The sequence below is a fragment of the Variovorax sp. GW821-FHT10C12 genome (assembly GCF_059415405.1).
Genome location: NZ_JBWKNE010000001.1, coordinates 2,071,831 through 2,086,138 on the forward strand (window position 1 = coordinate 2,071,831; position 14,308 = coordinate 2,086,138).

General features: G+C 66.9%; 11 protein-coding genes. 1 reads left to right on the plus strand and 10 read right to left on the minus strand.

The features are described 5' to 3' along the window. Nucleotides 1-19 precede the first annotated feature (19 nt). Nucleotides 20-2,101, minus strand: coding sequence for a DNA repair helicase YoaA (gene yoaA / locus AC07OH_RS09975; RefSeq protein ID WP_495300486.1), 2,082 nt, complete (start codon nt 2,099-2,101; stop codon nt 20-22). Next, nucleotides 2,098-2,304 carry an HP1242/YdcH family protein gene (locus tag AC07OH_RS09980; RefSeq protein ID WP_095745658.1) on the minus strand — a complete coding sequence of 69 codons (207 nt, stop codon included), beginning with the start codon at nt 2,302-2,304 and terminating at the stop codon, nt 2,098-2,100. Before AC07OH_RS09980 ends, yoaA begins: the two co-directional genes overlap by 4 nt. A 107-nt stretch (nt 2,305-2,411) precedes the next feature. On the opposite strand from AC07OH_RS09980, the gene AC07OH_RS09985 reads away from it, so the two are divergent. Beyond that, nucleotides 2,412-3,182: a PP2C family protein-serine/threonine phosphatase gene (locus AC07OH_RS09985; RefSeq protein WP_495300487.1), complete on the plus strand. Its 771-nt coding sequence runs from the start codon at nt 2,412-2,414 to the stop codon at nt 3,180-3,182. 16 nt (nt 3,183-3,198) lie between these two features. Here the strand turns inward: AC07OH_RS09985 and AC07OH_RS09990 are convergent, their stop codons facing one another. From AC07OH_RS09990 to AC07OH_RS10025, 8 genes are all read right to left on the minus strand, one after another. After that, entirely contained in the window at nt 3,199-3,846 is a 648-nt protein-coding gene (locus tag AC07OH_RS09990) for a hypothetical protein (RefSeq protein WP_495300488.1), read from the minus strand. Beyond that, nucleotides 3,843-4,940: a cell division protein ZapE gene (zapE, locus tag AC07OH_RS09995; protein ID WP_492684040.1), complete on the minus strand. Its 1,098-nt coding sequence runs from the start codon at nt 4,938-4,940 to the stop codon at nt 3,843-3,845. The genes AC07OH_RS09990 and zapE overlap by 4 nt, the downstream gene beginning before the upstream one ends. A gap of 82 nt (nt 4,941-5,022) precedes the next feature. After that, nucleotides 5,023-6,453 carry a dihydrolipoyl dehydrogenase gene (gene lpdA, locus AC07OH_RS10000; protein ID WP_495300489.1) on the minus strand — a complete coding sequence of 477 codons (1,431 nt, stop codon included), beginning with the start codon at nt 6,451-6,453 and terminating at the stop codon, nt 5,023-5,025. A gap of 19 nt (nt 6,454-6,472) precedes the next feature. Further along, a complete protein-coding gene (odhB, locus tag AC07OH_RS10005) occupies nt 6,473-7,717 on the minus strand; it encodes a 2-oxoglutarate dehydrogenase complex dihydrolipoyllysine-residue succinyltransferase (RefSeq protein ID WP_495300490.1) in 1,245 nt (414 codons plus the stop codon). Nucleotides 7,718-7,771: 54 nt separating this feature from the next. Further along, on the minus strand, nt 7,772-10,648 hold the full coding sequence (locus AC07OH_RS10010) for a 2-oxoglutarate dehydrogenase E1 component (RefSeq protein ID WP_495300491.1): 2,877 nt from the start codon (nt 10,646-10,648) through the stop codon (nt 7,772-7,774). A gap of 195 nt (nt 10,649-10,843) precedes the next feature. After that, nucleotides 10,844-12,817, minus strand: coding sequence for a propionate--CoA ligase (locus AC07OH_RS10015; RefSeq protein WP_495300492.1), 1,974 nt, complete (start codon nt 12,815-12,817; stop codon nt 10,844-10,846). Nucleotides 12,818-12,916: 99 nt separating this feature from the next. Continuing rightward, a complete protein-coding gene (locus AC07OH_RS10020; protein ID WP_495300493.1) occupies nt 12,917-13,522 on the minus strand; it encodes an isochorismatase family protein in 606 nt (201 codons plus the stop codon). Between the two features lie 12 nt (nt 13,523-13,534). After that, a complete protein-coding gene (locus AC07OH_RS10025) occupies nt 13,535-14,221 on the minus strand; it encodes a TetR/AcrR family transcriptional regulator (protein WP_495300494.1) in 687 nt (228 codons plus the stop codon). Nucleotides 14,222-14,308 lie beyond the last annotated feature (87 nt).

A 14,308-nucleotide genomic window follows, 5' to 3' on the forward strand; every position in this document is an offset into this window, starting at 1 on the left:
CAGCGCCCCACGGTAGATATCAATAAGGTTTCCTGAGCGCGTCGATCGCGCTCTCGAAATCCGCTTCGGTTTCCAGCCGGCGCATCGGCGGCAACGCCGCCAGCAGCCGCCGGCCATAGCCCATCGCCACGAGGCGCGTGTCGCAGATCGCGAGCACGCCGCTGTCGGTTTCACGGCGAATGAGGCGCCCCGCCCCCTGTTTCAATGCCACGGCCGCCTCGGGCAGCGAGTAATCGCTGAACGAGCTGCGTCCCTGCGCTTCGAGCCGCTGCGAGCGGGCCTCCACCAGCGGGTCGTTGGGCGGCGGGAACGGCAGCTTGTCGATGACCACGAACTGCAGCGCGTCGCCCGGTGCATCGAAGCCTTCCCAGAACGAGGCCGACGCCACCAGCACGCAGCCCGCGCGCCCGTTGCTCGCGCCTTCGCGAAAGCGGTCCATGAGCACGCGCTTGGGCAGCTCGCCCTGCACCAGCACCTCGGGCCGCGCTTCTGTCTGGAGCAGTTCGAACTGCTGGCGCATCGCGTCACCGATGGTGCGCAGCGCGCGCAGCGTGGTGGTCAGCACCAGCGTGCGCCCGCCGAGCTCGGCGGCGCCGTGCGCGGCCAGCTTGGCCACCTGCTGGCTGTGCGTGGGATCGTTAGGCTTCGGAAAGGCCCGTGGCACGTAGATCGCCGCCTGCGAGGCGTAGTCGAAGGGGCTTTGCACGCGCAGCACTTCGGCATCGCGCAGACCGCAGGGTTCGGTGAACCAGCGCAGCGTCGGGTCGTCGCCCAGCGTGGCGGAGGTGAAGACCCAGGCGCGGCGGCTGTCTTCCTGCGGTGGCGGCGGGACGGCGCCGTGCTCGGGGTCTTCGTCGTCATCGCCGTAGGGCAGGTCGGACTCCACAGGCTCGTCGGTCAGCTTGAGCACCCGCTTGCGCATCGCATCGGCGATGTCGAGCGGCGACTCGATCAGCCGCAGCTGCGTGCCGACATCAACCCAGCGCACGGAATCGAGCTCGCACGGCTGCGCGAAACGCGCGGTGCGCTTGGCGAGCTGGCGTGCGCGCTCGTGCAGGCGCACGAAGTCGGGCGAGATCTCGCTCACCGTGTCCAGCCCGTCGGCAGCCAGCACGAAGGCGTCCTGCAGGTCGTCGAGCGCGCCCTGCCAGGCCTCGGCATTCACGCCCTCGGGGGCGGGACCGATCCAGCGCAGCTTGGCGCCCGGCCATTGCTTGCCGACCACCAGGCGCAGTTCGCGCGCCGCACGTTCGACGCCCGCCACCAGCTGCTGCCAGTCGACCAGCCCGCGCGCATGCTGCAGGCCGGCGCCGAGCATGTCGCGCGCGAAGTCGAGCGCCTGCCCGCTGCCGAGCTGCGCGCCCAGGAACTGCACGCCGGTCTCGTTGAGCTGGTGCGCCTCGTCGAACACGACGACGCTCACGGTCGGCAGCAACTCGGCCATGCCGGTCTCGCGCACCGCGAGGTCGGCAAAGAACAGGTGGTGGTTGATGACCACGATGTCGGCCGCCAGCGCCTCGCGCCGCGCCAGGTTGACGTGGCAGGCCTTGAACTGCGGGCATTGCGCGCCCAGGCAGTTCTCGCGCGTGGAAGTGATCAGCGGGATCAGCGGCGAACGCTCGTCGAGCCCCGGCAGTTCGGCGAGGTCGCCGGTGCGCGTGGCTTTCGACCACTGCTCGATCTTCGCCAGCGTGCGCAGGCTGCCGCGCTCGGGCAGCGAGGCGTCGTGGCGCGCCATGTCGAGCCGGTGCAGGCACAGGTAGCTGCCCCGCCCTTTCAGCAGCGCCGTGCGTATCGGCAGCGCGAAGGCCTCGACGAGGCGTGGCAGGTCGCGCCCGAACAGCTGGTCCTGCAGGGTCTTGGTGGCGGTCGAGAGCAGCACGCGCTCGCCGCTCAGCAATGCGGGCACGAGGTACGAGAAAGTCTTGCCCACGCCCGTGCCGGCCTCGACCACGAGCATGCCGCCGTCGGAGATGGTGCGGGCCACGGCCATCGCCATCTCGGTCTGGCCGCCGCGTTCGCGGAACTGCTCGGCGGCCTGCGACAGCACCCCGTCCTGCGCGAACGCGTCGCGCACCTGGTTTTCGAGCGGCGACGTCACGCCGGCTCTTTCGGGTCGAGCGCGTTCTCGAGCTGGGCGATCTGGTCGCGCAGGGCGAGGCGGCGCTTTTTCAGGCGGCGCATCAGCAGTTCGTCCTGCGGCACACCGTCTTCCGAGAGCCGGTCGATGGTCGCGTCGAGGTCGGCATGCGCGATGCGCAGCTCGATCAGCTGACGGGAAAGGGAATGAAGATTGGAGTCCAACGGTGGGGGTGCGCGTGCCGCATGGGGCCGCGCGTGTTCATTCGATAATACGTCCTGACACGAACCCCAGAGAAGACAGAAAGCGCGCCTCTGGCGCCCCAGCGCTCATGACCCAAGGCTTTCGACTCGCCGCCGCCACCGGCCTCCACAAGGGGGATCGCCCCTACCAGCAGGACCAGGTGCTGTTGATGAGCCACCCCCGCACGCCGGGCTGCGTGCTCGGCGTCATCGCCGACGGCATGGGCGGGCGCAGCGGCGGGCGCAAGGCGTCCGACCAGGTGCTCATGACCGCGCGCCAGCTCTTCACCCGCTACAGCCCCGAGCGCGACGACCCCGCCGTCGTGCTGCGCCAGCTGCTCGAAGACGCCCACACGGTGATCAAGCTCACCGCGCTGTCGAGCGAGCAGGAGCCGCACAGCACGCTGGCCGCCTTCCTGATGACCCCCAAGGGCGGCTGCGCCTGGATCCACGCGGGCGACTCGCGCATCTATCACTTCAACGACGGCGCGCTGGTCAAGCGCACGCGCGACCATTCGTATGTGCAGGCGCTGGTCGATCGCGGCCAGATCAGCGAGGCCGAGGCCAACATCCATCCGCAGGGCAACATCCTGCTGGGCTGCCTGGGCATGACGACCACGCCACCGCCCGTCGATCCGCACCACATTGCCAAGCTGCAGCCGGGCGACCTGCTGATGGCCTGCAGCGACGGGCTCTGGCACTACTTCTCGCCCGAGGAACTGGCCAGCGTGCTCTACGCGCAGCCACCGCGCGATGCGGTGGAAATCTTGGTGGGAGAGGCCCGGCGCCGTGCGCGCGGCACGGGCGACAACATCTCGATCGCGGTGCTCAAGCTCGACCCGCTGCCTGCGGCGGCCTGAGCGCCCCGCCTCTCTTTCAGGGCGCCGGTGCTGGCAACGGCGCGCCGCGCGGCTTGGTCCGCTCGGCGTTCTGGCGTTCACGGCTGGCGCGGTGTTCCGCCGCCCGCTTCTGCTTGTCTTCGAAGCGCGTGCTCACGGCCGGTGCGTCGGCGCGGCGCTGCGCCGCCTTGGCCTGCTCGTCGGCATGGGCCTTCTGCTTGTTCTCGAACTGGCGCTGGCGCGCGTCCGCATCGGCCGCCGTCGCAGCACGGCTCGCTGCGTGGTCGGCGGCGCGCTGCTCGCGCTCTTTCTGATCCTGCTGCGACTTCTCGCGCTGCTCGCGCGAATCCTGTGGGCGCTGGGTGGCAGCCTTCTGGTCGAGCTTCTGCAGCTCGGCCGCGCCGCTGCGCTGGCGCTGGATGTCGTTGATTGCGGTTTCCTGCCGCTTGATGTGATCGGTTTCCTTACGACGACGGCTGCGGCTTTCGCGCAGGCAGTCTTCGACCGCGAACTTCTTGTAGCAGGCCGCGCGCTCCTTGGCGTAGCGCGACTCGATGGCCTCGCGCTCGGTGGCCAGGCGGCTGCGTTCGGCTTCGAGGTCGGCGCTGCCCGCCGCCGCATTGGACTGGGCCCACAGCGGCAGGCTGGCCAAGGCCAGGAACAGGGCAAGAGCGGTTTTTTTCATGTGAGTCGGGTGTCGACGATGCGGCGTTCGAGGGCGAGGAATTCGCTCGACTGCATTTCGGTGAGCCGGGACACCGTGCGCGGAAACTCGTGCGCCAGCGGGCCCTCGGTGTACAACGCCTCGGGCGGAACCTCGGCCGACATGATGAGCTTGCAGCGCCGGTCGTACAAGACGTCGACCAGCCAGGTGAAACGGCGTGCTTCCGAGGCCATGCGCACCGGCATGTGCGGCACGTCGGACAGCAGCACGGTGTGGAACTGGCTCGCGATTTCCAGGTAGTCATTCTGCGAGCGCGGACCGCCGCACAGCGTCTTGAAGTCGAACCACACCACACCGCCGGCCTTGCGCAGCGCGCGGATCTCGCGCTGCTCGATGTGCAGGATCGGGTTCTCGTCGGCCGTCTCGGCCAGCTTGTCGAAGGCGTGGCGCATTTCCTTCTCAGCCGCCGCGTCGTTCGGCGTGAGGTACATGCGCAGTTGCTCCAGCGTGCGGCGCCGGTAGTCGGTGCCGTTGTCCACGCTCAGCACTTCGAGCTTCTGGTTGAGCAGTGCAATGGCGGGCAGGATGCGATCGCGGTGCAGGCCGCCCGGGTACAGATCGTCGGGCTTGAAGTTCGAGGTGGTGACAAAGCCCACGCCGTTGTCGAACAGCGACACGAGCAGCCGGTGCAGGATCATCGCGTCGGTGATGTCCGCGACGTGGAACTCGTCGAAGCAGATCAGCTTGTAGCGCTTGGAAATGCGCAACCCCAGCTCGTCGAGCGGGTTCACAGTGCCCTGCAGGTCACGCAGTTCGCGGTGCACCTCGCGCATGAACTCGTGGAAGTGCAGGCGCGTCTTGCGCCGCAGCGGCACGGCGTTGAAGAACAGGTCCATCAGGAAGCTCTTGCCGCGTCCCACGCCGCCGTACATGTAGACGCCGCGCGGCAGCTCCGGCCGGTTGATGAGCTTCTTCAGCGCATTGGAGCGCCGGGCCTTGTACTCGCCCCATTCGGTGGCGCAGCGGTCGAGCGCCTCGACGGCCGCCAGTTGTGCGGGATCGCTCTTGAACCCGCGTGCCGCGAGTTCCGCTTCGTAAGCCTGTTTGACGCTCAAGGGATCGGATCGCTTCAAAAATGGAGAGCCCCGACCGCCCCGCGAGGGTCGATCGGGGCCGGGTTCGCTCAAGAACCGGAGATCAGAAGTTGAGCGTGCGCTTGTCCACGGCCAGGGCCGCTTCCTTGGTGGCTTCCGACAGCGACGGGTGCGCATGGCAGATGCGCGCGATGTCTTCGGCACTGGCCTTGAACTCCATCGCCACGACGGCTTCGGAGATCAGCTCGCTGGCCTGCGGGCCCACGATGTGCACGCCCAGGATCTCGTCGGTGGTGGCATCGGCCAGGAACTTGACCATGCCGGTCGTGTCGCCCAGCGCGCGTGCGCGGCCGTTCGCCAGGAACGGGAAGGTGCCGGCCTTGTAGGCGCGGCCCGCGGCCTTGAGCTGCTGCTCGGTCTGGCCGACCCACGCGATCTCGGGGCTGGTGTAGATCACCCACGGCACGGTGTTGAAGTTCACGTGGCCGTGCTGGCCCGCGATGCGCTCCGCCACGGCCACGCCTTCTTCCTCGGCCTTGTGCGCCAGCATCGGGCCGCGCACCACGTCGCCGATGGCCCACACGTTGGGCAGGCTGGTCTTGCAGTCGTCGTCCACGGCGATGGCGCCGCGCTCGTCCAGCTTCAGGCCCACGGCTTCGGCGTTCAGGCCGATGGTGTTGGGCACGCGGCCGATCGAGACGATCAGCTTGTCGACTTCCAGCGTCTGGGCTTCGCCCTTGGCATTGGTCCAGGCGACGCTCACGCCCTTCTTCGACGACTTGATCTCGCCGACCTTCACGCCGAGTTCGATCTTCAGCTTCTGCTTGTCGAAGGCCTTCTTGGCTTCTTTGGCGATCTGCTCGTCGACGGCGCCCAGGAAGGTCGGCAGTGCTTCGAGCACCGTGACCTCGGCACCGAGGCGGCGCCACACCGAGCCCATTTCGAGGCCGATGACGCCCGAGCCGATCAGGCCCAGCTTCTTGGGCACCGCGCCGATGCGCAGCGCGCCGTCGTTCGAGAGGATGTTCTCCTCGTCGAACGGCGTGCCCGGCAGCGCGCGGGCGTTGGAGCCCGTGGCCAGGATGATGTGCTTGCCGCTGATCGATTCTTCAGCAGCGCCTGCCACCTTGATCTCGTAGCCGGTTTCGTCGGTCTTCACGAACGAACCGCGGCCATGGAAGAAGCTGATCTTGTTCTTCTTGAACAGGTACAGGATGCCGTCGTTGTTCTGCTTCACGACCTGGTCCTTGCGGGCCAGCATCTTGTCGATGTCCAGGCCGAGGCCTTCGACCTTGATGCCGTGATCCGCGAAGTGGTGACCGGCCTGCTCGAAGTGCTCCGACGATTGCAGCAGCGCCTTCGAGGGGATGCAGCCGACGTTGGTGCAGGTGCCGCCCGGTGCGGGGCCGCCCTTGCCGTTCTTCCACTCGTCGATGCAGGCCACGTTGAAGCCGAGCTGCGCAGCGCGGATCGCTGCGATGTAGCCGCCAGGACCGCCGCCGATGACGACGACGTCGAATTGCTTGTTTGCCATCTGGTTCTTGCTCCCCGGATCAGATGTCGAACAGCAGGCGCGACGGATCTTCCAGCGCTTCCTTCATGGCGACCAGGCCCAGCACGGCTTCGCGGCCGTCGATGATGCGGTGGTCGTAGCTCATAGCGAGGTAGTTCATCGGGCGAACGACGATCTGGCCGTTTTCGACCACGGCGCGGTCCTTGGTGGCGTGCACGCCCAGGATGGCCGACTGGGGCGGGTTGATGATCGGGGTCGAGAGCATCGAGCCGAAGGTGCCGCCGTTCGAGATCGAGAACGTGCCGCCGGTCATCTCTTCGATGCCCAGCTTGCCGTCTTGCGCCTTCTTGCCGTACTCGGCGATCTTCTTCTCGATGTCGGCGAAGCTCATCTGGTCGGCATTGCGCAGGATGGGCACCACCAGGCCGCGCGGCGAACCGACGGCGATGCCGATGTCGAAGTAGCCGTGGTACAGGATGTCGTTGCCGTCGACCGAGGCGTTGAGCACCGGGTACTTCTTCAGCGCGTGCACTGCCGCCTTCACGAAGAAGCTCATGAAGCCGAGCTTCACGCCGTGTTCCTTGGTGAACGCGTCCTGGAACTTCTTGCGCAGGTCCATGACCGGGGCCATGTTCACTTCGTTGAAAGTGGTCAGGATGGCGTTGGTCGATTGCGACTGGATCAGGCGCTCAGCGATGCGGGCGCGCAGGCGGCTCATCGGCACGCGCTGTTCAGGGCGCTCGCCCAGGTCAGGCGCAGCAGGCGCTGCGACCTGTTGCAGCGCGGGCTTGGCAGCCGGTGCAGCGATGGTGGCGGCAGGCTTGGCGCCGGCAGCCACGGCGCCGAGCACGTCGCCCTTGGTCACGCGGCCGTCCTTGCCCGTGCCGGCCACGTCGCTGGTCTTCAGGTTGTTGTCGGCCAGCAGCTTGGCGGCGGCGGGCATGGCCACGTCGGCCTTCGAACCACCGGTGGCGGCGGCTGCCGCTGCGGGGGCAGCAGCGGCCGGTGCAGCTGCAGCAGCAGGCGCTGCGGCGGTGGCCTTGCCGTCGGTGTCGATCTTGGCGATCAGCTGCTCGGCCACCACGGTGGCGCCGTCGGGCTGAACGATCTCGACCAGCACGCCGGCCGAAGGCGCGGGCACTTCGAGCACGACCTTGTCGGTTTCGATCTCGATCAGGATTTCATCGACGGCGACGGCTTCGCCGGCTTTCTTCTTCCACGTGAGCATGGTGGCCTCGGCCACGGATTCGGAAAGCTGGGGGACTTTGACTTCTACGATAGACATTTGGAGTGAGCTCCGTTTTGTTCTTGAGGGTGTTCGTGTGAAAAGGGACGGTTCTTACTTGGTCAGCACGAAGCCCTTGAGCTTGCCAAATGCGCCATCGACCAGCGCCTTCTGCTGTTCCTGGTGCAGGTGCGAGTAGCCGACGGCCGGCGATGCCGAGGCGGCACGGCCGGAGTAGCCGAGCTTCTGGCCTTCCTGCATGTTTTCGTGGATGTAGTGCTGCACGAAGAACCAGGCGCCCTGGTTCTGCGGCTCGTCCTGGCACCAGACGATGTCCACGAGGTTGGGGTACTTCTTGACCTCGGCGGCGAACGCCTTGTGCGGGAACGGGTAGAGCTGCTCGACGCGGATGATCGCCACGTCGTCGCTGCCCTGCTCTTCGCGCTTCTTGGCCAGGTCGTAGTAGACCTTGCCCGAGCAGGCGATCAGACGCTTGACCTTCTCGGCCTTCAGACCCCTGCTGTCGGGAATGACGGTCTGGAAGCTGCCCTTGGTGAACTCGGACAGCGGCGAGGTCGCGTCCTTGTTGCGCAGCAGCGACTTGGGCGTGAGGATGATCAGCGGCTTGCGCAGGTTGCGCACCATCTGGCGGCGCAGGATGTGGAAGATCTGGCTGGCCGTGGTGGGCTGCACCACCTGCATGTTGGTGTCGGCGCTCAGCTGCATGAAGCGCTCCAGGCGGGCCGAGCTGTGCTCGGGGCCCTGGCCTTCGTAGCCGTGCGGCAGCATCATCGTGATGCCGTTGACGCGGCCCCACTTCACTTCGCCCGAAGCGATGAACTGGTCGATCACCACTTGCGCGCCGTTCACGAAGTCGCCGAACTGGGCTTCCCAGATGACGAGCGTGTTGGGGTCGTTCGAGGCGTAGCCGTATTCGAAGGCCAGCACGGCTTCTTCGGACAGGATCGAGTCGATGACGACGAACGGGGCCTGGTTCTCGGCCACGTTCTGCAGCGGCGTGTAGGTGCCGGTGTCGAACTTCTCGCGGTTCTGGTCGTGCAGCACGGCGTGGCGGTGCGTGAACGTGCCGCGGCCCGAGTCTTCACCCGACAGGCGCACCGGGTAGCCGCTGGCTACCAGCGAAGCGAAGGCCATGTGCTCGCCCATGCCCCAGTCGACGTTCACGTCGCCACGGCCCATGGCGGCGCGGTCGTCCAGCACCTTCTTCACGAGCGGGTGCACGGTGAAGTTCTCGGGTGCCTTGGTGATGCGTTCGGCCAGGCGCTTCCACTCGGCGGAGGGAATGGCGGTGTCGCCGGCGTCGGTCCACTTCTTGTTGAGGTACGGGCTCCAGTCGACGGCGTACTTGCTCTTGAAGTTGGTGAGCACGGGGTCGACGGTGTTCTTGCCTTCGTCGAAGGCGGCGCGCTGCGCCTTGACCATGTCGTCGCCCAGCGTGTCGCCCAGGCCTTGCGCGGCCAGCTTGTCGGCGTACAGCTTGCGCGTGCCGGGGTGGGCCGCGATCTTCTTGTACATCAGCGGCTGGGTGAGCGACGGCGTGTCCTGCTCGTTGTGGCCCAGCTTGCGGAAGCAGATGATGTCGACGACCACGTCCTTCTGGAATTCCATGCGGAAATCAAGAGCGAACTGGGTGGCGAGCACCACGGCTTCGGGATCGTCGCCGTTCACGTGCAGCACCGGCGCTTCGATCATCTTGACGATGTCCGAGCAGTACAGCGTCGAGCGGCTGTCGCGCGGGTCGCTGGTGGTGAAGCCGATCTGGTTGTTGATGACGATGTGCACCGTGCCGCCGGTGGAGTAGCCACGGGTCTCGGCCAGTGCCAGCGTTTCCATCACGACGCCCTGGCCTGCGAAGGCGGCGTCGCCGTGCACGATCACGGGCAGCACCTGCTTGCCCAGCGGGTCGCCGCGGCGGTCCATGCGGGCGCGCACCGAGCCTTCGACCACGGGGTTCACGATTTCCAGGTGCGAGGGGTTGAACGCCAGGCTCAGGTGGACCGGGCCGCCGGGGGTGGTCACGTCCGAGCTGAAGCCCTGGTGGTACTTGACGTCGCCGGAGGGCAGGTCTTCGGGGGCGGTGTGGTCGAACTCGGCGAACAGGTCGGCGGGCATCTTGCCCAGCGAGTTCACGAGCACGTTCAGGCGGCCGCGGTGGGCCATGCCGATCACGATTTCCTGCACGCCCTTGACGCCGGCCTGGTTGATCAGCTCGTCCATCGCGACGATGAAGCTTTCGCCGCCTTCGAGCGAGAAGCGCTTCTGGCCGACGTACTTGGTGTGCAGGAAGCGCTCGAGGCCTTCGGCGGCCGTCAAGCGGTTCAGCACGTGCTTCTTCTGCTCGGCGCTGAGCTTCGGGTTCGTGCGGGCGCTTTCGAGCTTCTGCTGCCACCAGCGCTTGTGGTTCTGGTCGGTGGTGTACATGTACTCGGCACCCATCGTGCCGCAGTACGTTTCACGCAGGGCATTGAGCAGGTCGCGCAGCGACATGGTCTCTTTGCCGAAGAAAGTGTTGCTGGTGTTGAACACCGTCTCGAGGTCGGCGTCGGCAAAGCCGTAGAACGAGGGCTCGAGTTCCGGGATGGCGGGACGCTCGGCGCGCTTGAGCGGGTCGAGGTCGGCCCAGCGGGCGCCAACGTTGCGGTAGGCGGCAATCAGCTGCTGGACTGCCGTGCGCTTGCGGCCGAGCTCGGAGTCGGCGCCGCTGGCCTGCACGACACGGGTCGTGCCCTGCTTGGCCAGTTCGGCAAAAGCGTTGATGACCGGCAGGTGGGGGACGTCGCGGGCGCTGGTGCCGTCGGCGGCGGGAACGTTCTGCAGGGCGTCGAAATACGTGCGCCAGTTGTCGGGAACGCTGCCGGGGTTGGCGAGGTAGTTTTCGTACATCTCCTCGACATAGGGCGCATTGCCGCCGAAGAGGTAGGTGTTGCCTTGATAGGCGGTGTACGCCGTGGGCGTAGAGGAATCGCTCATGATCCGCTGACCTTCGCTTCCCTGGAGGAAGCACGAGTTGGTTAAGAAACCTTCCGCGACACGGCTGGACCGATTGGCGGATGCGACTGTGGCTGGGGAAGGGCCTGAGTACCTTGGCATTGTGCCACGTCAACCATATGACGACAGAACGCGGCTGCGCAAGGCCCGCAACCCTACCCCGATTCGCGCCCGCGGTCAGGTGGCGGACAGTAACTGTTTGATCTGTTGCAGCGTGGCCGGGTCGTCGATGGTGGTCAGGTCGCCCGGGTCGCGCTGCTCGCACACGGCCTGGATCGCCCGGCGCAGCAGCTTGCCGCTGCGGGTCTTGGGCAGGCCGCTCACGAAGCGCACGCGCGCGGGCCGCGCCAGGGCGCCGAGCTGGTCGGCCACGACCTTCATGATCTCGCCCTCGAGCTGGAGCGCCGCGTCGGCATCGGTCACAGCCAGGCCGTCCTTCGGCACGACGAAGGCCATCGCCACCTGCCCCTTGAGCGTGTCGGCCACGCCGACCACCGCCACCTCGGCCACGTTGGCATGGCCCGAGATGCTCTCCTCGATCTCGCGCGTGCCCAGCCGGTGGCCGGCGACATTGATCACGTCGTCGGTGCGGCCCAGGATGTAGAAATAACCGTCGGCATCGCGGATGCCCCAGTCGAAGGTCGAATAGACCATCTTGCCCGGCACGCTCTTCCAATAGGTGTTGACGAAGCGCGCGTCGTCCTTCCACACGGTCTGCATGAAGCCGGGCGGCGTCGGCCCCTCGACCACGACCACGCCCTTCTCGTTCGCGCCGGTGAGCTCCTCGCCGGTCGACTCGTGCAGGATCTTGATGCGGTAGCCGTACATCGGCACGCCGGGGCTGCCGAACTTGCTGGGCTTGGCTTCCACGCCGTTGGCGATGGTGATCATCGGCCATCCCGACTCGGTCTGCCAGTAGTTGTCGATGATCGGCACGCCCAGGCCGTCGCTGATCCAGCGCGCGGTCGGTTCGTCCAACGGCTCGCCCGCCAGGAACAGCGCGCGCAGGGTCGACAGGTCGTACTTCTTGAGCAGCGCCGGGTCTTGTTTCTTGAGCACGCGCACGGCGGTGGGCGCGCTGAACATCACGGTCACCTTGTACTTCTCGACCAGGCGCCACCAGATGCCGCCGTCGGGCTGCTGGTCGATGCCCTGCGTGGGCAGGCCCTCGTACATGATGGTGGCCATGCCCGCGATCAGCGGACCGTAGACGATGTAGCTGTGCCCCACGACCCAGCCGATGTCGCTGGTCGAAAAGTAGGTTTCGCCGGGCCGGCCGTCGAAGATGTGCTTCATGCTCGCGGCCAGCGCCACGGCGTAGCCGCCCACGTCGCGCTGCACGCCCTTGGGCTTGCCGGTGGTGCCGCTGGTATAGATGGTGTAGCTGATCTCGGTCGATTCGAGCCAGGTGCAGGGCACCCGCGCATCCAGGTGCTTTTGCCTCAGGTCGCCCGCCAGATGGTCGCGGCCGGCCACCAGCGTCATCGGCGCCAGGCCCCGGTCGGTCAGCAGCACGGCCTCGGGCTTGTGCTTCGACAGGCGGATGGCTTCGTCGAGCAGCGGCTTGTACGCAATGACCTTGCCGCCGCGCGAGCCCGCATCGGCACTCACGACCACCTTGGGCTCGGCGTCCTCGATGCGGGTGGCCAGCGAGCCGCTGGCGAAGCCGCCGAACACCACGCAGTGGATGGCGCCGATGCGCGCGCAGGCCAGCATCGCGAAGGCGGCCTCGGGAATCATCGGCATGTAGATGAGCACGCGGTCGCCCTTGCCCACGCCCAGTTCGACGAGGCTGGCGGCGGTGCGCTGCACCTCGGCGTGCAGCTCGGCGAAGCTGTAGCTTGTTTCGACGCCGGTTTCGGTCGACACGAAGATCAGCGCCGGCTGGTCGCCCCGATCGGCCAGGTGCCGGTCGACGGCGTTGTGGCACAGGTTGGTGGTGCCGCCGACGAACCAGCGCGCGAACGGCGGCTGGCTGGCGTCGAGGATCTGCTGCGCGGGCGTGTGCCAGTCGATCAGCTTGGCTTGCTCGGCCCAGAAGGCCTCGGGCGCGTCGACGGACTGGCGGTAGAACTCTTCATAGCGGCTCATCGGGATCTGTCTCCTGTTGTATGGGCTCCGTTTCAGGCTCGATGCCGAAACTGAATTCATAATTATGGGGACCGATCTTGCGGGAAGCTGACAGCCGCGGCAATCCGGGCGGCACCCTTGCCGGGCCGCCCTTCAACAGCAATTCAGTGAGTCAGTAAGTCAGCGAATCAGCGCCTGCAGGTCGCGAAATGCCGGGTGCTCGGCGGTGCGCAGCCACTCGAAGCCGACCATCTCGGTGGTCACGAGCTCGGCGCCCGCGCCGGCCAGCCGGTCGAAAGCGGCGTCGCGGTTGCGCTCGGTGCGCGAGCTGCAGGCGTCGGTGACGACCCACACGTCGAACTCGTCCTCGAGCAGGTCGAGCGCAGTCTGCAGCAGGCAGACATGGGCTTCGCAGCCGGCGATCACGATGGTGTTGCGCTCTTCGGCCGCGGCCGGGGGCTTCTGCAGGTGCTTGGGCAGGCTGCGGGCATTGCCCTGCGGCGCGGCCTTCGCGGGCGGACGCAGCCATTCGCCGAGCCCCTCTTCCACGCCGCTGAAATGCATCTTGGCCAGCGTCTTGCGGCAGAAGGCGCGGATCTCGGGCAGGTTCTCGCCCAGCTTGGACGGGTTCTGCTCGGTGCCCCAGACCGGCACGTCGACCCACTGCGCCATCCGGCCCAGGCGCGCCGCATTGCGCGCCGCCGCCTCGCCCTCGAAGATCGCCGGCATCAGCCGCGCCTGGTAATCGACCAGGACGAGTTGGGATTGCGTGGCGTCGAGCAGCATGGACTTCTTCTTTCAGGTATCGGTTGAACTGGACTGAACCGTACCACCGAAAAGAGAGGGTTTCGCGGGATCGTCCGCCGTTGCTACCGGGGAAGATCGCTGCACCAGCTGCGCAAGGTAGGTCTTGAACAGCGCATCCGCCGACTGCCTGAACATGCGGATGCGCCCCGTGTGCTGCATCAGCAGCAGGCCGACGCCGTGCGCGAACAGCGCCGTGTTCTCCTGCTGCGCGAGGTCGGCATCGAGGCCCAAGGCCAGGAGCGCTTCCTCGCAGGGGCGCAAGGCGTCGTAGAGGCGGTCGTTCAGTTCGTGGTCGAGCGCGTGCGTCAGTCCCCGGGGCCGCATGCCATGCACCAGATAAAAGCCGAGGTCGAGATCGCGCGGGTTCGCCGCATAGAAATCGAACCAGGCCTGGGCCTTGGTGGCCAGGGTCTGGTCGGGCCGGCGCTCGGACACCGCCACCTCGGCCACCGCGGCCTGCAGGCGCAGCAGCGACTCGTCGAGCAAGGCCGCGTAGATCGCCTCCTTGCTCTCGAAATACGAATAGATGGCGCCCGGCGTGTAGCCGGCTTTCTTCGCGATTTCACGGATGCTCGCGCCCTCGATGCCCGCCTCGGCGAACACCGTTCGGGCGGCGTCGAGCACCAGGGCGCGGCGGGCGTCGGTGAGGGTCTGGCGGCGTTGGAGCTTGGCGTGCATCGTTGGGACTATAGCCCTCGACCTGGTCACCGATCATTTTTTCGAACATTGATCTAAAAATTGAACAGTGTTTAAATCTTCGCGACA